A 20,155-nucleotide genomic window follows, 5' to 3' on the forward strand; every position below is an offset into this window, starting at 1 on the left:
CGCCTCGCTCACCACGGCCTCCGCGAAGGCCCTCGCCGAGGCCGCGCTGACCGGCTCCTCCCTGGACTGGCAGAAGAACGTCCGGCCCTGACCCGACGCCACCTGACTCCGGCCTCGGGGAGCATGGCCGACGTGGGTGACGGCGGGGTGTTCAGTTTGTTGAACGGCCCGTGCGGGGTGCTCGGAGGCTGGCACGCTGGGCGGGGTGAAGGGTGACTGGCTGGGGAAGGTCCGGCGGCAGCGGCGTGTCCTGGCTCGCGTGCGCAGGGCCGCCTGGCGGTTGGAGCAGGCGGAGCGGGAGCGGGCCTGGGCGTTGGTGGCGGCCAGGGTGGAGGGGGTGTCGGTGAGGAAGGCCGCGGAGGCGGCCGGGCTGTCGCCCAGCCGGGTGCATCAGCTGACGAAGGACGCCGACCTGGACGCCTTGGACGTCGTCCTGGGCGAGCTCCGAGCGGCGGGCTGGCCGGCGCCGGAGGACCCGGAGGGCAGCGACGAGGAGCTCTCCGGCCGCGCGAGCGTCGCTGAGCGGCTGGTGGACGAGGTGGGCTGGATCCGGCAGTGCGCCGACTGGATCGATCATCTGGACCGCGAGTCCTACCCGCCCGCCGCCAACCTCCGCCCCGAGGCTAACTTCCCGGACCGTGCGAGCGTCGTGGTGGACTCCGCCCGGATCTCGGCGATCCTGCGCCGGATCGCCTTCGACGTGGACGAACTCGCGCGCGCCCGGAGCGTGGAGGACCTGACCGGCGCCCGTGTCGGCGACGACCCGCGCGCTGAGCGCCGCCGCCGGCTCGCCGAGCCGGTCCTGGAGTACGCCGAGTTCACCCGTAGGAAGAACCTGCCGTGGGGCTCCACCCAGCAGGGCGAGGCGGCCTGGGACGCCTACCAGGCCGAGCGGCACCGCCGCGGCGAGACGGACCAGGCCCCGTACACCGCGTACAACCCGTTCCGTCCCGGGCGCGCCTGATCCGGCGCCACCCGCCTTCCCGACGTCCGTCACCCGTCCGGCGACCGCCGGCACGCAGCCTCTCCCGTCTGGAGCCGTCCCGCCATGAGCACACCCCCGCGTGCGCGGGGAGCAGACGTCGGCACCCGTGTCGATCGAGCGGGCCCGGGGATCATCCCCGCGCCCGCGGGGGTTGCTCGTCCTCAGCGGGCGCGCTGTACGACGCTGGGGTGTCGTCCCCGCGCCTGCGGGGGTTGCTCTGTGCAGCACCTCGACCTCCGTCCGCTCGGGTCGTCCCCGTGCTGGTGAATGGAGAGTTGTCCCTGCATTTGCGGGGGTTGTCCGATCCAGACGTGGGAGCGTAGAAGAATCAGGTGCGGCGCCGGGCCCGCAAGGGTGCTCACCCGGCCCGGCGCAGCGCAGGCGCGGCGGGCGGCACCATCCGTTCGGCTCGCTCGGCGCGGGCCCGCAGGATCGTGGCGGCGCGTACGGCTTCGAGGCTCTGGCGCTGCTGGACGCGGACGTCCTCGAGGAATGGCGGCACCTCGTCCTTCTGATCTTGCTCGACGTCGGGGAAGGCATGGGCGGCGAGTTCACGGCGGACCTGTTCCTGCCATTGGACGGCGTCGGCCAGGTCCGGGTCCTCCTGGCGGGTCGGGGCGACCGCACGGTAGGCGTCGAGGGCACGGCGATAGCCGGCCGACGCGCTCTCCCGTGTCTTCACCGGCCCGGCCGGAATAACCGGGCGCGGCGCCGGGTCGTCAGCGGCCGCGCCTGGAACGCCGTGGCCGTGGTGGCGGTATGGGCGGCGGGGGCCAGGACGTGAACGGAGCGGACGTTCGCGCCCCGCACCCGCTCGTTGGCCGCCGCGATCAGCGTCGATGCGCTCCAGCGCAGCTGCGTGCCGTACGCGGGGGCGCCGGGGGCGACGTCCAGGCGGCCGGTGTCCGCGTCGAAGCCCACGGCCCTCACGTGTCCGGCGAGTTCGGGGGCGGTCACGGCGAGGATGTCGTCGAACTGGGCGAGGACGCTGCCGCCGGCGGCCGGGGCGACCAGGCCGCACTCGGTCATCATCAGGCCGATCGCCGCGCCCAGCCCGAGCGGCTCACGGCCGTCCCTCCGTACGGCGGTGCCGGTGCGCCGCTTCGGCTTCTTCGTCTGGGCGCCGTTCTTCTTCGCCGTCTCCCGGGCGGCGAGCAGGGCCTGGCGGGCGAGGTCGACGCCGGACAGCTCCGGGACGGCGTTCACGCGGTCACCTCCAGGACCTCACCGTCCAGCGGGCGGGCGGCGAGCTCGGGCAGACGCTGGGCCCACGGAGCGGGGCCGGACCGGGGGTGGGGCGGGCCTGGGTGTGCAGCTGCTCCAGCCGCACGGCGAGCAGGTGCTCGGCGATGCGGGTCTGGGCCTTCGCGGCGGCCTCGGTCGCGGCGCGCTGGGCGTCGTCGCTGTCGGGCAGCGCCCGGAACCAGGGCTTGGCGAGCTCGGTCGCGTACGCCTTGCGGGCCTCAGCCTGGACGTCCTCGCTGCAGCCGAGCATCACCAGGGCCTCGTGCTGGCACTCCACGGCCGCGCTCTCAGCAGTCAGGAACGCGTTGTGCGCGGCGGCGTCCTCGATGGCCGTACGGACCTCAGCGGCGACAGCCGCGACGGCAACCGGGTCGGTCAGGTCGGCCGACCACGTGGCCGCGAGGAGACCGGCCTCGCCGATCAGGGCCTCGGTCTGCCGCCGGTGGTCGCACGCCTCGCACAGTCCGGCCGACCGTTCCCGGCCGCAGTCCTCGCACGCCACGGCCTGCCTCGCCGCCGCCTGCTCCCGGGCCTCGGCCCGATCTATCGGTCACAGAACGTAGTTGGCTACGTTCATCCCGGCGCTCACTCGGGAGAGTGGCAGAAACCGCTCAAGACAGAAGCCCTGGTCATCCTGGGGAAGAGGCGGCCGTCCGGGTGTTTTGCAGAACTGAAACGACGGGCCCCCGTGCGCGCCCCGGACGCCGTACGCCATGATGGGAAACGGCCCAAAGAATCAGAGCACCACCCTTCGAACAATCGGGGCCATAAGTAGAAGGACACAAAAAATGCCAGCCATAACGCCTGAGCAGAGGGATCTACTGGCGATCTGCGCCCTCCGCGTCGGAAGCAAATCCGTCGACTGGAACCTGATCGCCCGAACCTGCCAGTCGCCCGAAGCGCTCCAGGTCGTTCTCGGGGGCGACATCCCCGAAGACTCCGCTGTCGCCCGCAAGAACCTCCTCCTCCTACGCGAAGCCCTGCCGACGATCGACGACGCCCGCGCACGCGTGGCCACGGAGCTGGAAGCAGCCGAGAAGGCAGGCGCCCGCCTCGTGACGGTGCTCGATCCGGACTACCCGGCCAACCTGCGCCTCGTACCCAACCTGCCTCCGTTTTTGTTCCACCTCGGCGACCTCGAAGAACGCGACGCCCGCTCGGCCGCCATCGTCGGCACGCGCAATGCAAGCGAGGACGGGATGCGCCGTGCCGCCCGGATGGCGCGGCTCCTGGTCGACGAGGACGTGGTGATTTTCAGCGGCCTGGCCAAGGGCGTCGACACCGCCGCGCACACGGCCACGCTCGATGCCGGCGGCCGGACCGTCGCCGTCATGGGAACCGGCATCGCCGCGAAGATCTACCCCGCCCAGAACAAGGGCCTGGCCGCTCGCATCGTCGACGAGGGCGGAGCCCTGGTCTCGCAGTTCTGGCCCACCTCGCCGCCGGCCACGTGGACCTTCCCCCGCCGTAACGTCGTCACTTCGGGCTCCACCATGGGCTCGATCGTGATCGAGGCGTCCTCGACCTCCGGCGCCAAGATGCAGGCCCGCATCGCCCATGAGCACGGCAAACAGGTCTTTCTGATCAAGTCCCTCGCGACGAGCGAACCGTGGGCTGCGAAGATGGTCGCGGAAGGCAAGGCGATCGAAGTCGCGGAGCTTGACGACGTGATCTCACGCCTCGGCAACGCCAAGCGAGTACAGCAGGCGGCACAATTGCGCCTCCAGCTCGCTTTGGCGGGCCTGTGACCCACGCCTCTGATCTGCCCACGCCGCTCGGATTCCCTGACTGCCCCAAGTGCGGGTACGTGCGCGTTGGAACGCCTGAGATCTGCGCTCTCTGCGCGACCAAGACTCTGCGTCCTCTGGCGCAGCATCATTGCAAGCTGTGCAGTCAGACCCTGAGTGCGGCAGACACATCGTGCCGAAACCCGATCTGCCGCTGGACGCCGGAACAGAGGTTCTTCACCCGAGTGGACGCTGTTGCCCTGTTCGCCGCCCCGCTTGACGCCAAGATCAAGAAGTTCAAGTACGACGGGGCCAAGGGATGGGCGGTCATCTTCGGCCGCCTGATCGTCGGCTGGCTTAACGCGCACGCTGATCAGCTGGCTGATATTGACCTGATCGTCGGCAACCCCTCGGCCGCGGAACGTACTCCGATCCAGCACATCGAGACCATCATGCTCGCGGCTCATGCGGAAGATACGGCCGGTCGCTGGCCGATTGCCGCGCCGTCCAGCCCCGTTCTGGTGAAGACGAGCGAGACGAAGAAGTCGGCTGGCGACGGTGTGAGTTGGTCGGACAAGATGGAGGCGGCCAAGGCTCACGCCGCGGTCCTCAAGCTGCGTCAAAGCGTGCAGGGGAAACGCATCCTCCTGATCGACGACGTCTTCACCACAGGCGCGACCTTTCACACCGTGGGAAAGATGCTGATGACTCAGGGGCGCGCGACGGAGGTGCGGGGACTCGTTCTCGCACGGGTTCCGTTCGGTGGGTCCTGAGGCTCAGTTCTTGCTCAATTCGCCCCGTTGGACCGCGTAGGCCCAGTCCTGAAGAATGGGGCTGTCCTCGTCGAGCCGCAGCGCCTCGTGCGTGTCGCACACCAGCCGGCACGCCGTGTCCTCGGCCGCCACGAGATCGACCTCGAAGGGCCCAGCCTTGTAGAACGGCCGGCGTTCGTTGCCGACCTGCTCCCAGTTGCTGGCGGTGGCGATGATCCGGGGGCAGGAGGCGGAGTTGGGTGGCGTAGGCAGGCGAGCCGGGGCGCAGGTCGAGGCTGCCGGCCTCCGGGTCGTAGCCGGTGGCCTGGACGTGGGCGGGCAGGGTCGGGGAGACGGCGGCGGCGATGTCGGGCCACTGGGCCAGGACGGTGCCGCCAACGGCGGCATGTCCCACGCGCGTTCGGCCATCAGGTGCTGCGGGACGACGGTAAACCCGGCCGGGTCCCACCGGTCGGGCAGCACGCCGTTGGGTCGGGGACAGCGACTTTGACGGGTGGATGGCGACTGCCGAGTCGCTACCCCCTACCTCTATGTGCCGCCTGAGCTGGCCTTTTATCGTGGCAGCGGGAGAATCCCAACAACTGCTTCGGCCCCTGCCGAAGCAGGAACCGAAGCGGCCTGTCAATACCGGCGGACGACCTCGGCGAGCGAGATCAGCTCCACGCGCTGCTCGTCCGCCAGACCCTCGCCGGTCATCTTGTTCATAGCCTCGCGAACCGCCTTCGCTATTTCCCACTTCCGGTGGTTGCTGTCCGTCAAGAACGGCATCAGCTCGCCGATCGGCGCCGTGGTCACTCCCGGCAGGAGTAGCAGCTCCACCGCCCGCAGCAGCTTCTCCCGGTCTTCGCTTGCCATCCCCCAGCCCCTCTACTCGTTGGTCGCGCCGTCCGACGGTATCCCGGCCCCGCACCTGCCGGGACGGGATTTCGACACCCGCTCGAAGCCGTCCATGAGCCCGCAGGCGACGCCCTCTCATTCCCAGTGCCCGGGTCCGGAGGCCGCGAAGGCCGGTTCCAGGCCGCGAGGGACGCGTCCAGGGCCAGCCCCGCGACTCCGACCATGACGTCCATCTCGACGACGGCCACGGCCAGGACGAGCAGCACGACGACGAAGGCGACGACGGCCAGGACGGCCAGACCCGGGGGCCGATCGGCTGGGGCCGCTGAACACCCGCCCGCAGCACGGCCCTCACCCGGCCTGCCGCAGCACGGGCACGGCGGGCGGCACCGTCCGTCCGGCGCGCTCGGCGCGGGCCCGCAGGATCGCGGCGGCACGCACGGCTTCGGCGCTCTGGCGCTGTTGGACGCGTACGTCCTCGAGCGATGTCGGCGCCTCGTCCTCCTGGTCCTGCTCGATGTCGGGGAAAGCACGGTCGGCGAGCTCGCGGCGGGCCTGCTCCTGGCGTTCGACGGCGGCGGCCAGGGCCGAGTCCTCCTGGCGGGGCGGGGCGACCGTGCGGTGGGCTTCGAGGGCGCGGCGGTAGCCAGCCGACGCAGTCTCCCTCGTCTTCACCAGCCCGACCGGAACGTCCGGACCCGAGACCGGGCCGTCGGCGGCCGTCGGGGACGTCGCCGACGTGGTGGCGGTGCGGGCGGCGGGCGCCAGGACGTGCACGGTCCTGATGTTTGCGCCAGGCACTGCCTCGTTGGCGGCCGCGATGAGCCTCGGCGCGATCCAGCGGGCCCGTGTGGCGTACGCGGGGGCGTCGGGGACGACGTCCAGGCGGCCGGACTCCTCGTCGACCGCGACGGCCCGGACGTGTCCGGCGAGTTCGGGCGCGGCCGCGGTGAGGATGGTGTCCCACTGGGCCAGGACGCTGCCGCCGGCGGCCGGGGCGACCAGGCCGCGCTCGGTCATCATCATGTTGATCGCCGTGCCGAAGGCGAGCGGGGCGCGGCCGTCGCGGACGACGGTGGTGGTCCGCCGCCGCGGCTTCTGCCGGACCTCGGACTTCTTCGCCTTGGCCGCCTCGCGGGCGGCGAGGAGGGCCTGGCGGGCGAGGTCGACGCCACTGGTCTGCGGTGCGGGGCTCACGCGATCACCTCCGGGGTCTGTTCGTGCAGCGGGTGGGCGGCGAGCTCGGGCAGGCGCTGCGCCCACGGAGCGGGGCCGGACCGGGGGTGGGGCGGGCCTGGGTGTGCAGCTGCTCCAGCCGCACGGCGAGCAGGTGCTCGGCGGTGCGGGTCTGGGCCTTCGCGGCGGCCTCGGTCGCGGCGCGCTGGGCGTCGTCGCTGTCGGGCAGCGCCCGGAACCAGGGCTTGGCGAGCTCGGTGGTGTACGCCTTGCAGGCCTCGGCCTGGGCCTCCTCGCTGTGCCCCAGCATCACCAGCGCCTGGTCCCGGTACTCCATGACCGCGCTCTCGGCGATCACGAACGCGTTGTGCGCGGCGGTGTCCCGGGTGGCGTCCGGGCCGGCCGCTTCCAGGTCCGCCGGGCTGGTGAGCTGCAGGAACTGTTTCCATCCGGCGGCGGTGTCGGTCTCGATGGCCGTACGGACTCCGGCGGCGACGGCCGCAACGCCGGTCGGGTCGGTCAGGTCGGCCGACCACGTGGCCGCGAGGAGACCGGCCTCGGCAATCAGGGCCCGGGTCTGCCGGCGGTGGCCGCACGCCTCGCACAGCCCGGCCGACCATGCCCGGCCGCAGTCCTCGCACGCCACGGCCCGCCGGGCCGCCGCCCCGGCCGCCGCCCGCTCCTGCTCGACGGCGGCCTGCGCCTCGGCCTCGGCACGGAACGCCGCCTGGCGCGCCTCCCGCTCCCGGGCCTCGGCCTGCCGGGCCACTAGGCCGGCGGCTTCGGCCTCGGCGTGACGGCGCATCCGGGCCTCGATCTCCCGGTACCGGGCATCGGTCTCCAGGCCGGGGAGCTCCTGGTCGACCTCGGCCGCGATCCGCACCCGCCACGCCCGCCGTGAGTGCAGGATGTTGGCGCAGTTGTCGCAGTCGGCGCCGGTGTCGATCCGGGCGCCGTCGTCGCACCGCACGTCCGAGCACGACGGCCGGCGCACCAGCCCGCGGTGGGTGATCCAGCCGTACGGGCGGGCGATCAGGGCCTCGCCGCCGGTCTCCTTGAGCCGGGACGTCAGCCGGGAGGCCAGCACCGACGGGGCCTGCCCCGCCCACTCCAGCACGTTCCGCAGCTGCGCGAGCTCCGCCTTCGCGGCCTCCACGACATGGTCCTGCTGCCAGCAGTTCAGCTTCGTCCACAGCCAGGACATCGGCGCCAGAGCCACCCGCAGGTCAAGATCGGCCGGGAGCTCCGACTGCCCCTGCTGCTGCGTCTTTCGCCCACCAACGACAGTCAGTCGGGCACCGGCGTCAACGGCGATGCCGCCTGCCTGCTCCTGCTCGTCGACGGGTGACTTGGTGGGCTTTTCACCGCGAAGCGGGTCGGCCCCAGCCACCAAGCTTCCGGCTCCGGCAACGGCGCTCTCGTCGTCGGCGGCCTGGTCCTCGCGCACACACGCGCGTCCCGGCCGACGGCCCTCACCCCCACGGCCTTCGCCGGAAAAGCCACCAGAGAGCTGCGGAGGAACTACGGGAGTAACTACAGAAGCGTGGTCTGCGTGGAGCTCTGCACCATCGGGACGCTCCTGAACCACCGCGTCCCCGGCCTCCTCAGCACCGCCGATCCCAGACGTACCAAGGGCACCAGCCGCAGCGGCCCGACCATGATCTCCGGCTGCACCATCGGGACGCACCGAAAACGAGGGCTTGGGCTCCTGGATGGCCTCCAGGAAGCGAGAGCGGCAGCCGTAGGCGTGGGCGACCGGCAGCAGCATGACCCGGCCCTTGCCACGCATCCGCGTCGCCGTGTCCCGGTGCTCGCGCGCCACGACACCGGTCTCCGCCAGCCGCGCCAGCACCTTCCGGGCCCCCGAGGGCGAGCAGCCCAGCAGCCGGGCCAGCGTCGCAGCCCCGCGCCCCTCCTTCGCCTTCACCGACCCGCCGACCAGCTGCAGCCAGCCCGACGCCCGCGTGTTCAGCACCATCAGCAGCAGCCCGAGCCGGTCGGTCGCAGCCCCCTTGCCCGTACGGCCGGCCAGCAGCCCCGGCGGCGTCGGCTCCTTGTCCTCCGGCGTCCAGCCAGGCCCGAACAACGCCTCGATGAGACGCAGCAGCGTCGCCAGCTCCGCCTTCGTCAGCACCAGAGGATGCGCGGCCCCGCCGGTCTTACGGGCACGCCACAAGGGCATGACCAGGCAGTCCAGACCGGTCGGGTGACCCTTTTCGTTCCTCTTCTCCTTGGTGTGCACCCCGTCCGACGCACGCAGCGGCACCAGCGCCCGGCGGTTGACCGTGGACTCACCCACGCCCATCCACCGGCCCAGCTCCGCAACCCAGATCGACGTCTGGTTGTCGTTCTTCGCACCCTTCGGCGCCCGCGACTTCGCGTACAGCACCACCGCCGCGAGCCTCGCCACGTCCGACTGCCCGGCGATCGACGGGTCCGCCAGCAGCGCCTGGACCGCGGCGAGCAGCCGCAGCCGCATCGTCCGCCCCAGACGCAGCGGGTCATCCGAGCCGCCCTCCCCCGGCCGCCCGGAAGCCGGCACCGACCGCAACGCGCGACGCGGCCGGGGAAGCCGGGGCGCGACGAGCGCCTCGTCGTCGAGGTCGGGCACCGTCGCGGCCGCCGTCGAAGCGCTCATCGAGCACCCCCGGCGAGTACGACGGAGGAAGTACGGGCGTGGAGGACTGCCGGAGTGGACAGGGCGGTGCAGGTCATGGCCGTGGTGTACCGGCCAAGGCGGACACTCCCGCTGGGAGCGGGACGGACGCCGGGCGCAGCAGCGCGAGAAGAGATCACCCCGGCAGCCTGGACCGGCCACCCTGTGGACAGAGGCCACCGAGACCCGATTGCCCCCGGCGCTCCCGCACGGCGGGCAAGAACCTTAAATCGCGTCCCGCGTGATGGGACGGCCGCCTCGAGGGCAGCACGGACGGAGTCGTCGCGGACATGGACGGAGGCCGACCGGACAGAACCGGTCGGGCTGTGGCTTCCTACAGGAAGACCCACTTCCTGTAGGAAGGGCGCGAAAGCGGAGGAAGCGGACGGCTGTTTCACTGAGTGAAACGCGCGAATCGTCCGGACCGTGCCGAAACGGGCGGCGATCGACTTTTCAGGGGGCACCAGATCGGGCACTATGGCGAAGACACCAGCCTTCATATGGATCGCCCCGACCGCGACCAGGCCCCTGCCAAGGGACCCGACCACGGCCGAGCGTTCTGTATGGATGGATACCAATGCGGAGCCCCGAGCCCGACGGCCTGCCAAGGCCGCCGGAACCTGGGATGAAGCTGTGGTTCGACAGAGGCCCCCTGCCAAAGGGGCTTCCGAAAAGCCGGGGTGGCCCGCTTGCCAAAGCGGACCGGGTGCCCGCCTGCCAAGGCGGGGTTTTGCAAGAGATCAGCTCGATGAGCTAGAGCCCAGGACCGGCGCCAACCGGAGACTGGGTGGCCGACCTGATGGTCGGCGTGAAGGGCCGCGCGAGGCCGAAGTGGATGACCGTCCACTCGTTTGGCGCGCGCGGCCGGTGGCGGCTACGTCACCCCGACCCCCTTGATTTCGAGGCTGGCGTCGGCATGCCCTCATCCGGCCTTGCGGCCTCGGGGAACCGTTCGGCGAGGCCCTTAAGCAGGTGCATGTAGTTCTCGCGATGCGGACGTCGCGGGTGGGCCTGTCCCAGCTCCCAGCGAGCCACGGCAAGGCGCTTCACGCCTATGGCCTTCGCGACTTCCTGCTGAGTGAGGCCTGCGGCGAGTCGCAGCTTCGCGCGCACACTTGGTGGTGGCAGGACGTCATCCAGGCTGCTCAGCAGGGCATCAACCCGCTGCGAGCCATCGGGAACGGACATAGCCAACCCTTCCATGATCCAAGATGTATTGAAAGATACACCATTGGATCTTTGGAAGGGAAGCTGCTGCCCTACTGCCGGTGAAACGGCGATGTCGGGGGCACGGACAGGCGTGATCATGGGAGCCTCAGATGCGAGTTCGCCGCGCGCGCGGCCTCCGCGAGTTCCGGCAGCTCCACGACGTCCACACCTGCCTCGGCGAGCTGTTCGACTCCCACGCAATCGGCAACGAACAAGGTCGGCTCGCGCCAGGCGATGACGACGCGCGGGATGCCGGACTCGAGGATCCGCTGTGCGCATGGGGTTCGGTCCGCGCTCCGCTGGGAGCATGGCTCGAGGGACGAGTAGATCGTCGCCGTGGCCAACCGGCGGTCGCCCGGCGGGATCTTTGCGAGGGCGGCCTCCTCCGCATGCTCACGTGGATCGGCCTCGCGCGAGTAGCCGGCCGCGAGCTCGGTGCCGTTCTCGGCAACGATGACCGCGCCGACCGAGTACGCTCCGGCGGCCGGAGAACACAGCGCGGCGAGGTCGATCGCGCGCCGCATCCAGCGCACATCCTCATTCCGGTCGATCGAGCGCATCAGGAGCGCTCCCCCGGCGCGTAGCGCAGCAGGACGACATCGCCGACCGTCCGAGCTTCCAGCAGCCGCATGCGGGCGGTCGTGCCGCCCGGGTAGTCGGCGGCGCCGAGGAAGCGTGGGGCAGTCGGCTGCCCCACCAGGAGCGGGGCGACGGCGAGATGGAGCTCGTCGGCCAGATTCTGGGCCATGAACTGGGTGTGGATCGTGCCGCCCCCCTCCACCATCAGCCGGCCGATATCTCGACGGCCGAGCTCATCGAGGACCAAGCCCCAGTCGAGCTTCGGACCGACGCTGACGACGTCCGCAAGCCCGTCGAGTGTTGCGCGGGCCTTCTCCACCGCCTCGTCAACGGTGAACACCAGCTTGGCCCCGCCGTGGTGCCAGAAGTTCAGGTCGGAGGAGAGGTCCCCCGTCCTGGTGACCGTGATCTTGAGTGGGTACTCCGACCGGCCCTCCGCGATCCGCTTCGCGCGGCGCTCCGCCGAGTTGACCAGCAGCCTCGGGTTGTCCCGCCGGACGGTCGTTGCGCCGATCAGGATCGCGTCGCAGGAGGCCCGGACCTCGTCGACGCGGTCGAAGTCGGCCGCGTTGGAAAGCAGCAGCCTCTTGGGACTGGCGTCGTCCAGGTAACCATCGACCGACATAGCGGCCGAGAGGAGAACGTAAGGACGGGTGGTCATAAGTGGTGTGATCCGTTCTGCTCAGGATTCGTGGACGAGCGCACCGTCGAAGTGCTCGCGGAACTCCGCGACCTCGGGCTGGCGCTGCCAGGGCACCAGCGCCTTGTCGAGACGCGCGAGCTCCCGGACGATCCGGCCGGAACCCGTGTCGTTGGCGATGGTCAGGGCCTGGAGGCCGACCGTGGCGGCCTGATCGAGAGCTCCGGCACCGGCGTGGGCTACGGCGGCCCGAGCCATGTAGACGCCGCGGTCGCGGTGGTAGCCGTCGGGCAGTGCCTTGATGGCGCTGGTGAAGACCTCGGCGGCTTCTGCGTGCTTGCCCAGCACCTCCAGACCCTGCGCCCGGTGAATCTCCACGTACTGCTCGTTCAGCCACACGCCCCAGGGGGTTGTGTCGCCGGAGACGCGATCGAGAGCGTTGCGTACGTCGTCGATCGCACGCTCACTGTCGGTCGACTCACCGCGCAACGCGTGCCCGTACGACTCGTAGGTCCGGGCAACGGCGGCCAGTCGGCTGCGGGGCCGGGCCATGCGTTGCGCGGCCTCAGCGAGGTCGACGACGTCGACCAGGTCGCGCATTTCACCAGCGAGTTGTGCTTTGCGGGCCATCACGTACGAGGTCAGGTCACCGTCCCCGACGGTGTGGCTCCACTGGAACGCCCGGTCGAGCCAGAACTGTGCGTTCTTGAAATCGCCTAGGTCCTGGTAGAGCCACGAGGCGAATTCGGCGTACTGCGTCTGGAGCTCCATGAGGGCGTGGCGGTCAGCGCCTTTCGCATCCTGGCGCAGGTCCTTGATGTCCTCGATGTGCTGACGGGCAGCCGCGATGGCTCGGCCGGGGCCGAGAAGGTTGTCGCTGTCGATCAACAGGCGCCGTGCACGCTGGAAGTGTTCCACCGGCGTGCTGCTGTAGGCGGAAGCCGATCGGGCAGGCCGCGCCAGGCCCGGCAGGGAGCTGGCGGCTGCCGGCGTTCCCCCGCCCAGTGCAGCGGCTGCACCGAGCCCCATCCCACCACGCAGCATCGCGCGTCGATCGAGCGCCACGAAAACCACCGATCCATCCCGTAGACGAGCGGGGACAAAGATCCCCTCATCGTCCGACGTTGCCCGCTGAGACGCGACCATGGCCAGGTCTACCGATGATTCGGACACATGGAGCCCCGAAGCGGACACATGGTCTCGCGGGGAATCATCCGTGCCGATGTGCTCCCACAGCTCGATCAGGAGTCCCTGGGCTTTGAGTACGCGGTCCAGCTCTTCGACCTCGGAGCGGTACTTCGGAGCGCGCTTCGCGTTCTCCCATTTCCACAGCTTGGAGTACGAGCAGAAGGTGGCTTCCGCGAGACCGCGCAAGCTGAGGCCGCGGCGCTCACGGAGGTCTCGGACCGTGTAGCCGAAGCGGTCCAGGGGTGATGCCTCCGGGGTCAGAACGTTCGGCTTCTGCCCCACGTTGATCCCCCTCCATGTCTCCTATCGGTGTGTCCAGTGGCTGGACACATGTCAGACCTAGAACCAGCTCCGTGGCCGGGCCTACAACTTTGCTAACGAAGTTGGACCAGCCGGGGAGGGACGAGCATGAGTAACGGGACGCGAGGAAGGACGTCAGTCGCTTCGGCCCTTTTCGATTCGTTCGAGGCGTGCAGCGAGATCTGCGACCTGTTCCTCAAGGGCCTTGAGGGCGCGGGCGGTCGAGTCCTCGCTGGACTTGGAGGCGGTCTCCGTGATGAAGGAGCCGCGTCCTTGGTGAGAGTAGATGAGTCCAGCTGTGCGCAGCTCCCCCAGGGCTCGCTGGACGGTGCCGGCCGCGACGCCGTACTCCTCCGCCAGCTCGCGCGTGCTGGGCAGTTTCGTCCCGGCGGTCCAGCGGCCGGACCGGACCTTGTCGCGGACGTCCTGAACGATTCGCTGGTACGGCTGCACGGCCTCGTTGCTCATGAGCGACATCGTAGGTCGACCCCCTCGTCCTAGCTAGCTTCCATAGCTTCCTCAACCAAGCGCTTGACACGCCCCCGACTGTATCAGCTAAGTTATGTATGTCGATAAGGTGAGTGGAACGGCAAAGCCCCCCACCTGCCGCTTTCTGGGATCAAGAGAGCCCCAACTCGAAGGGAGCGCCACCCCATGAACGTCATTCGCCGCCCCGCCGCCGGCTTCGTCACCGAGGTCTTCGACGCCGAGACGATCGCGCTCCTGGGGGCGGTCGAGGTGCCGCTCTCCTGCCTCTCCGACTTCGACGTCGACCTGGACGTCGCCTTCGGTACGCCGCTTGAGATGCATGAGCCGTTCGCCACACCCCGGGAGAAGGCGGCCGGGCTGACCCGCCCGGACGAGGTCCTGGCCGACTTCTTCGCACGGCGGCACGCGGCCCGGGACATCCTCGCGGGCGATCCGTCGATCACCGTCCTGGTCCGCGAGCGCCTGGCCGACGTCCTCCTCCCCTACGCCGAGCAGCTGCGCATCGCGCCGTCGGCCGCCGCGCCGCTCTCGATCGCGGCCTGACTCCCCCGTACGACCGCCGGGTCTTCGGACCCGGCTCCCCCACCCGGAACCGCCCCTCTGCAGGGCGGCGCCGGATGAGGGAGCCGGAAGCGACTCCCGACACCTCGCCCGGACATCCAGCCCTCGGGCTGGCTCTGAAAGGCAGCGACCGTTCTTTAAGAACTGAAGACGCTAAGCCGGCGTGACGACTGCCGCCCCCGACCAGGCGACTGGATGGGTGTTGCGCGTAAGGGTGTGTCCGGAGCCCAGTCCTTGCGGGGCTGGTGACTTGGCGTCAGAAGGGCAGGCCGGAGCCAGATAATCCGGCCACCGTGAACGGCGATGTACGACGGGCGAGTGAGCAGCGGACCTGTTGTGCATCACGGAGCGGCGGCAAGGCAGACCTCGAGTCTGTTTCGGCTGCCGCGTGGGCCGAGCGATCACCCTCCCCTGCAGAACCTTGCGGCGGTAGCGCGACGACAGCCCCCGGCCGGTAAGCGGAACATCGCACGACCCGGCGGGTGAGCCAGTGGTCGCGGGCACTCCACCTCCCGGTCGAAAGGTGGTCAGCGCGGAAGGCAGTAGGCCGTGCACTGCAAGATCCCAAGTACTTCGCAGCCCCGCGCTGCCCAGGTGCTCACCACCCGTCTCGACGGTTCGGTGAGCGGTGGAGAGCGCGGAGGACATCCCGCTCGCCCCCAAGAGCACGACAACCCCCCGGGATGATGCCCCAGAGGGTTGTCCAGGACCTGCATGGAGGACCTGATGCCCGTCAGCATCGCACAGACCCGCCTCGATCTCACGGGCACGTGCCCGACGTGTTCGGGCTCGTTCGAGACCTGCCGCTGCGGCGCGCGTCCCAGCCTCGCGGTACGGGCCGGAATCGCCAAGGAGATCGCCAAGGACATGGAGTGCGACGGCAACCAGCGGGGCTACGAGCGCGAGCCCGAGGCCCGGTTCCACGAGCTCGTGCAGCACCTGGTGGCCGACGGCGACCGCCGCGCCCGGAGCGTCGGCCGCCAGGCCCGGCGCACCCGGGAGCAGATGGCCCCGGGTCACCAGCCCCGCGAGCTCCTGTCGATGGTCGGCGCCGGATCGGCCCGGGGGGAGTGAGCGCCGTGACCGACGAGGAGCGCGCGGCGATGCTGCGCAAGCTCGCCGAGACGAACAAGCGGTCGGAGACCCACCAGAAGTGACCGACCGTCAGGCCAGCGACCTGTACCGCCGGTACATGGCCGCCGACACCGCCTACCGCGAGCACGCCGCCGCCTGCACGGCCTGCACGATCATCGCCCCCGGCCCGGCTTGCTCGGCCGGGGTCCGGCTCTACGAGTCGTTCTCGACGCTCCAGGCCGCCTACATCAACCAGCAGTAACCCGGCCGCGCTCCCGCCTGCCGGGAGCCCGACCGAAGTGCCTGCCCGCGTCACCGCACCATCCGAGGCCGGCGGCCCGCCTAACGGACCGCCGGCCTTTCGCACGCCCCGCCGCCGGGCACAGTCCCGGGCCACGCACCGCCCCCAGGAGGCAGCAGCATGCGTACCACCCGCCGCGACGGCTGGACCGCCGCCGACTACGACTCCCAGCAGATCCTGCACGAGCTCGGACACCGCGACGCCACCGCCCGGGTGACCCGGGCCCGTCGGCCCCGTCCGGTTCGCCGGGTCTGGCGCGCGCTGCGGACCCGGCTCCACCGTCCCGCCGCCGCCGAGACGCCGGCGCCGGTCATCGACTGGGCCTCGGCCCGGGCGGCGGCTGACGCCGTCAACCGCGGCGACGGCGAGGCGGCCGGCCGCATCATCCAGGCCACCGCCGACCCGAGCATGACCGCCTTTGCGGCGTTCCGGTTCATCGACGTCCACTGACGCCTTCCGCCTGGCGGTTGCCTCCCCCGCCCGTCCCGGCCCTGTGCCGGTACGGGCGGGGGAGGGGAGCCGGACAGTCCGGACCATGTTCACCAAGGAGCCTGCGATGCCCCTCTCCGTTCCGACCCTCACCACGTCGGCCACCGAGTTCAAGCCCGAAGACTTCGTGCTGTACCGCGACCCCGCGAAGTTCTGGGCGGGTACGCCGGGCCACACGTACGTCTGTCGCGTCAGCGCCGTGATGCGCTGGGCCAGCGGCCCGGTCCGCTACAACCTCCTGCCGCTGGCGGGCGGCCTGGTCCGCGACGTCAAGGGCGACTACATGCGGCTGCTGCCGCCCCTCGACGCGATGCGCGACATCGACACCGCCGCGCTGGACACCGACGGCGCGGCCGACGCGATGACCGCGGCCGCGGTGGCCTGGCTCGTCCGGCAGCACGCCACCGCCAGCGCGGAGCCGAAGCTGCCCGCCCCGCGCGACTGACCACCCCCGTACGACCGCCGCCCCGGCCCCCTTCCCGGGGCGGCACCCGATCTGAAAGGAGGCGGCGTGGCCGCCACCCGAACCCGGAACAAGAGGGCTACCGCCCGCACCAAGAAGCCGGTCACGGCGCCGGTCGTGCAGCCCACCGCCTCCACCCTGCCCGCACCCGCCCCGATCCCGGCCGCCGAGACGGCGACGGTCCCGGCGCTGGACGTGGACCTCGAGGCGCTGGCCCGTCTCGCGGACGCCCGGGACCGGGCCGCCGACATCGTCGACACCGCCCGCGAGAGCGCCGCCGTCCTTCAGGAGCGGGCCGAGGAGCAGGCGGCGCACACCGTCGCCGACACCCACGAGCACACCGCCACCCTCTTGGCCGAGGCGCACACGCGCGCCGAGGCCGTCACCGCCGACGCCCAGGAGGAGGCCTCCGCCCAGCGGGCGGCGGCCGCCGCCGAGACCACGTCGGCGCGCCAGGAGGCGCAGAAGCTGCGCGGCGAGGCCGACCGGCTCCTGGCCCAGGCCCGCACCCGCGCCGACGAACTCCTGGCCCGGGCGCGGGCGCAGGTGGTGGAGCTGACCGAGCTGGCCGCCGCCGACCACCAGGCCACCGCCACCGCGGTCGCCGAGCTGCGGCGCCTGGCCGAGGCCGACCTCACCGAGATCGGCGCCCTCGTCGAGGCCCGCCGCACCGAGGCCGGACAGATCCTCACCCGCGCCCGCGCCGAGGCCGACGAGCTCCTGGCCGCCGCACAGGCGGAGGTCGACCAGGCCCGCGAGCGCCACGCCCAGCTCGCCAAGGTCGCCGCCGAGCAGTACGACGCCCGGCGCGCCGAAGCCGAGGCGCTGCACGCGGACGCGGTCGAGGCCGCCGCCGAGCGACGCCGCGAGGCCGACGCCCACGTCGCCGCCGTGAACACCGAGGCGGAGACGGCCCGCGCCGAACTGCGCACCGAGCTGCGCGAGCTCGGCGAGAAGTTCGACGCCGAGGCCGCCCTCAAGCGCCAGGCCCTGGCCGAGGAGCTCACCAACCTGAAGGCGGCGTGCGACCGGCAGCGCGAGAAGCTGCGCACCGAGGCCACGACCGTCGCCCAGGAGCTGCGCGAGGCCGCCCAGAAGGAGGCCGGGCGCATCACCGCCGAGGCCGAGCGCAAGGCCAAGGCCGTCACCGAGCGGGCCCAGGCCGACGAGGCCCGCGCCCGCCGGCTGCTGAACGAGGCCCGCGAGGCCAAGAAGGCCGCCTCGAAGTGGCGCGGCTGGCGGCAGAACCTCGGCGGCAAGCTGTGGAAGATGGCGCCGTGGGTCGCGCTGGCCGCCGGCGTCGGCCTCGCCGCCTCCGGCGAGTACGAGCTGGCCCGCATGGTCGGCATCAACCAGTACGTCGCCACGCTCCTGCCGGTCAGCATCGACGTCTACTGCGTCACGGCGTTCCGCACCAAGCGCGACATCGCGGCGGCGCTGCTGCTGATGGCGTCGGCGAACGTGGTCTTCCACCTCTCCGAGCAGGCGCACCTCGTCCCCGAGGGCGGCTCGGCCCCGTGGTGGCTGACGACGTTCGTGGTGCTCATCTTCGTGGCCGTCATCTGGCGCGTCCACACCCTCATGCACGACGACGGTACGGACGGCCACGACGGCAAGCCCGCGCCGTCCGGTACGGCCGCCGGTACGCCGGGCCGTACCGGTACGGACAGCGGAAACGGAACGCCCGCCCGTACCGGTACGCACCGCCGGACGGACGGTACGGACAGCACGACGTCCGGCCGTACGCAGCCCGCTCACAGTGACCTGTACGCCGCGAACAACGGTGTACAGGGTGGCGGTACGGGCCTCGGACACGACGGTACGGACCCGGCATACGCCTTCTCTCACCCCCCGCACGGCGACAGGGGCGAAGGGGGTCTGACCAGGGCGTACAGCGACCGTACACATGGCGTACACACCACCCCGGACGGGGCGGCGCGTACAGGTACGGCAGCGGCGGGGCGTACCGGTACGGCTCACGCGGCCGTTCAGGGACGCACCGGCACGGTCAGCGTCCGTACACCCTCCGGCGAAGGCGCCGTACAGGGTGGCCGTACCGGTACGACGACCACCTCCTCCCGCGCAACCGGAACCGGCGGTACGGGCCGTACAGGCGGTACGGAACGGCCCGGTACGCCCGCCCGGACGGACGCCGAACTCCTCCCGCTCGTACAGGCGCTCCCGCGCGACGAGGACGGCTACGTGACCTTGTACCGGGTCCGTACCGACCTCTCGGTCAACCAGCCCCGGGCGGTCCGGCTGCTGAAGGAGGCCGGCCTGCTGCGGCCCGAGGACGCCGACAAGTACCTCGCCTGACCTGCACCATCCGTCCGGCACACACCAAGGCGGGCCAGCCCAATGCAACTGGGCTGGCCCGCCTTGCGACTGCCGGAAGCAGCCACCCCCAGTACAGCACGTTTCCCCTGATCAGGACCCGCTTCCGGCACGTCTGGGCGGGCTTGAAACACCATCGCGAAGGAGACCAGCCGCCCATGTCCGGAATCGACTGGGACGAGGAGTTCAGCCGCATGAACCCCCCCACCCCCCAGGACCCCCCGGCCCCCCAGGCGCCGGAGAAACCGCAGAAGCCCCAGGCGAGTTCGCGTCTGTCCGCCGCCGTCGGCGGGGTGCGCCGCAACACCGCCGCGCTCGCCGTGTGCGGCACGATCGCCGTCGTCGCCGTGTGCGGCACGGTCATCACCGTCGCCGGCATCCAGAGCGAGCAGGCCGCCCAGGACCGTGCGCGCGCCCAGGAGGACGCCGCGAACGCCCTGGTCGAGGCCGAGGCCGACAAGCAGCGGGCTCAGACCGAGGAAGCCACCGCGAGAGTCGTGTACGAGCGGGAGATGACCGTCTACCGCGAGTGCATGAAGCTGCGCGCGGCGGCGGTCGCCAAGGCGGCCTCGTACGACATCGCGAGGATCCCCACCTGCGACGCCCCGACCTTCGGCAACGCGTCCCCCAGGTCCCGGGAATCCGCTAATTCCGGCTCCGGCGCCGGCGCCATCACCTCCAGCCCGTGGCTGTGGGTGGCGCTCATCGGTGGCGGCGGATTCATCGCCTACAAGAAGCTCTCCGTGCCCTCCGGTTCGGGCGCGGTCGTCCCCGCGAACAACAAGGGTTTTACCTTCGAGAAGGGTGCATGAAATGACGCTCCAGTTCTTCGCTCTCGGCCTGTTCTGCTGGGCCTTGTTCTTCACCTTCAAGAAGACCAAGGGGAAGCAGATGGGGATCTGCATCATGCTGATCGTCGCGGGGATCTTCCTGCCGTACACGCCGTTCAGCGAGGAGATCCGCAGCACGCTGGAGTCGGTGTTCAACACGGCGAACTCGACCGTGAACAACATCGGCTCCTCGTCACGCTGAGTGTCCGTCCGTAGTTACCGGTTACCGGTTACAGCCCCCAGGACACCCCTGGAATCGCCCCTCAGGCGGCCCGAACCGGTGTCTTGAGGGCCTGTAA

At 71.0% G+C, this 20,155-nt stretch carries 23 protein-coding genes; 11 read left to right on the forward strand and 12 right to left on the reverse strand.

The genetic code is table 11. The features are described from left to right. The first annotated feature begins 205 nt into the window (after window positions 1-205). Complete coding sequence (locus ACIP5O_RS34035) at window positions 206-964, forward strand: hypothetical protein (protein ID WP_401300803.1); 759 nt, start codon at window positions 206-208, stop codon at window positions 962-964. Window positions 965-1,343: 379 nt separating this feature from the next. On the opposite strand, the gene ACIP5O_RS34040 is transcribed toward ACIP5O_RS34035, so the two are convergent. Genes ACIP5O_RS34040 through ACIP5O_RS34050 form a run of 3 tightly spaced genes read right to left on the reverse strand, consistent with a single transcriptional unit; the run spans window position 1,344 to window position 2,732 of the window. Next, window positions 1,344-1,667 (reverse strand): hypothetical protein, encoded by a 324-nt coding sequence (locus tag ACIP5O_RS34040; protein ID WP_401300806.1) that lies wholly within the window; start codon window positions 1,665-1,667, stop codon window positions 1,344-1,346. Next, window positions 1,664-2,191 carry a DUF721 domain-containing protein gene (locus ACIP5O_RS34045; protein WP_401300809.1) on the reverse strand — a complete coding sequence of 176 codons (528 nt, stop codon included), beginning with the start codon at window positions 2,189-2,191 and terminating at the stop codon, window positions 1,664-1,666. The genes ACIP5O_RS34040 and ACIP5O_RS34045 overlap by 4 nt, the downstream gene beginning before the upstream one ends. A 4-nt stretch (window positions 2,192-2,195) precedes the next feature. Beyond that, the gene (locus tag ACIP5O_RS34050; protein ID WP_401300811.1) at window positions 2,196-2,732 is read right to left on the reverse strand and encodes a hypothetical protein; all 537 of its coding nucleotides are present in this window, start codon (window positions 2,730-2,732) and stop codon (window positions 2,196-2,198) included. A gap of 286 nt (window positions 2,733-3,018) precedes the next feature. Here ACIP5O_RS34050 and ACIP5O_RS34055 point away from each other — a divergent pair, with 286 nt between their 5' ends. Next, the gene (locus ACIP5O_RS34055) at window positions 3,019-3,978 is read left to right on the forward strand and encodes a DNA-processing protein DprA (protein WP_401300814.1); all 960 of its coding nucleotides are present in this window, start codon (window positions 3,019-3,021) and stop codon (window positions 3,976-3,978) included. Between the two features lie 224 nt (window positions 3,979-4,202). Next, entirely contained in the window at window positions 4,203-4,730 is a 528-nt protein-coding gene (locus ACIP5O_RS34060; protein WP_401300817.1) for a ComF family protein, read from the forward strand. 3 nt (window positions 4,731-4,733) lie between these two features. Here the strand turns inward: ACIP5O_RS34060 and ACIP5O_RS34065 are convergent, their stop codons facing one another. The 9 genes from ACIP5O_RS34065 to ACIP5O_RS34105 all read right to left on the reverse strand — a co-directional run bounded on the left by ACIP5O_RS34065 (window position 4,734) and on the right by ACIP5O_RS34105 (window position 13,783). Beyond that, window positions 4,734-4,862 (reverse strand): hypothetical protein, encoded by a 129-nt coding sequence (locus ACIP5O_RS34065; RefSeq protein ID WP_401300820.1) that lies wholly within the window; start codon window positions 4,860-4,862, stop codon window positions 4,734-4,736. A 489-nt stretch (window positions 4,863-5,351) separates the two neighbouring features. Then, complete coding sequence (locus ACIP5O_RS34070) at window positions 5,352-5,585, reverse strand: hypothetical protein (protein WP_401300823.1); 234 nt, start codon at window positions 5,583-5,585, stop codon at window positions 5,352-5,354. 333 nt (window positions 5,586-5,918) lie between these two features. Then, a complete protein-coding gene (locus ACIP5O_RS34075; protein ID WP_401300825.1) occupies window positions 5,919-6,764 on the reverse strand; it encodes a DciA family protein in 846 nt (281 codons plus the stop codon). 4 nt (window positions 6,765-6,768) lie between these two features. After that, a complete protein-coding gene (locus ACIP5O_RS34080; protein ID WP_401300826.1) occupies window positions 6,769-9,381 on the reverse strand; it encodes a hypothetical protein in 2,613 nt (870 codons plus the stop codon). A gap of 897 nt (window positions 9,382-10,278) precedes the next feature. Further along, the gene (locus ACIP5O_RS34085) at window positions 10,279-10,587 is read right to left on the reverse strand and encodes a helix-turn-helix transcriptional regulator (RefSeq protein WP_401300829.1); all 309 of its coding nucleotides are present in this window, start codon (window positions 10,585-10,587) and stop codon (window positions 10,279-10,281) included. 116 nt (window positions 10,588-10,703) lie between these two features. Next, window positions 10,704-11,168: a deaminase gene (locus tag ACIP5O_RS34090; RefSeq protein ID WP_401300832.1), complete on the reverse strand. Its 465-nt coding sequence runs from the start codon at window positions 11,166-11,168 to the stop codon at window positions 10,704-10,706. Next, window positions 11,168-11,848, reverse strand: coding sequence for a RibD family protein (locus ACIP5O_RS34095; protein WP_401300835.1), 681 nt, complete (start codon window positions 11,846-11,848; stop codon window positions 11,168-11,170). Before ACIP5O_RS34095 ends, ACIP5O_RS34090 begins: the two co-directional genes overlap by 1 nt. Before the next feature lie 21 nt (window positions 11,849-11,869). Continuing rightward, window positions 11,870-13,297: a helix-turn-helix domain-containing protein gene (locus ACIP5O_RS34100; RefSeq protein ID WP_401300838.1), complete on the reverse strand. Its 1,428-nt coding sequence runs from the start codon at window positions 13,295-13,297 to the stop codon at window positions 11,870-11,872. A gap of 153 nt (window positions 13,298-13,450) precedes the next feature. Beyond that, window positions 13,451-13,783: a GntR family transcriptional regulator gene (locus ACIP5O_RS34105; RefSeq protein WP_401300841.1), complete on the reverse strand. Its 333-nt coding sequence runs from the start codon at window positions 13,781-13,783 to the stop codon at window positions 13,451-13,453. A 186-nt stretch (window positions 13,784-13,969) separates the two neighbouring features. On the opposite strand from ACIP5O_RS34105, the gene ACIP5O_RS34110 reads away from it, so the two are divergent. The 8 genes from ACIP5O_RS34110 to ACIP5O_RS34145 all read left to right on the forward strand — a co-directional run bounded on the left by ACIP5O_RS34110 (window position 13,970) and on the right by ACIP5O_RS34145 (window position 20,058). Then, window positions 13,970-14,347, forward strand: coding sequence for a hypothetical protein (locus ACIP5O_RS34110; protein WP_401300844.1), 378 nt, complete (start codon window positions 13,970-13,972; stop codon window positions 14,345-14,347). A 744-nt stretch (window positions 14,348-15,091) separates the two neighbouring features. Continuing rightward, the gene (locus ACIP5O_RS34115) at window positions 15,092-15,439 is read left to right on the forward strand and encodes a hypothetical protein (protein WP_401300847.1); all 348 of its coding nucleotides are present in this window, start codon (window positions 15,092-15,094) and stop codon (window positions 15,437-15,439) included. Between the two features lie 79 nt (window positions 15,440-15,518). Further along, the gene (locus ACIP5O_RS34120; RefSeq protein ID WP_401300850.1) at window positions 15,519-15,701 is read left to right on the forward strand and encodes a hypothetical protein; all 183 of its coding nucleotides are present in this window, start codon (window positions 15,519-15,521) and stop codon (window positions 15,699-15,701) included. Between the two features lie 159 nt (window positions 15,702-15,860). Further along, window positions 15,861-16,190, forward strand: coding sequence for a hypothetical protein (locus ACIP5O_RS34125; protein WP_401300852.1), 330 nt, complete (start codon window positions 15,861-15,863; stop codon window positions 16,188-16,190). 106 nt (window positions 16,191-16,296) lie between these two features. After that, a complete protein-coding gene (locus ACIP5O_RS34130) occupies window positions 16,297-16,674 on the forward strand; it encodes a hypothetical protein (RefSeq protein ID WP_401300855.1) in 378 nt (125 codons plus the stop codon). A 66-nt stretch (window positions 16,675-16,740) separates the two neighbouring features. Continuing rightward, window positions 16,741-19,008, forward strand: a complete 2,268-nt coding sequence (locus tag ACIP5O_RS34135; protein ID WP_401300858.1) for a hypothetical protein — start codon at window positions 16,741-16,743, stop codon at window positions 19,006-19,008. 176 nt (window positions 19,009-19,184) lie between these two features. Then, window positions 19,185-19,838: a hypothetical protein gene (locus ACIP5O_RS34140; protein WP_401300860.1), complete on the forward strand. Its 654-nt coding sequence runs from the start codon at window positions 19,185-19,187 to the stop codon at window positions 19,836-19,838. Window position 19,839: 1 nt separating this feature from the next. Next, window positions 19,840-20,058 carry a hypothetical protein gene (locus tag ACIP5O_RS34145; protein WP_401300863.1) on the forward strand — a complete coding sequence of 73 codons (219 nt, stop codon included), beginning with the start codon at window positions 19,840-19,842 and terminating at the stop codon, window positions 20,056-20,058. The last annotated feature ends 97 nt before the right edge of the window (window positions 20,059-20,155 follow it).

Source organism: Streptomyces sp. NPDC088915 (assembly GCF_044749825.1).
Lineage (GTDB): Bacteria > Actinomycetota > Actinomycetes > Streptomycetales > Streptomycetaceae > Streptomyces.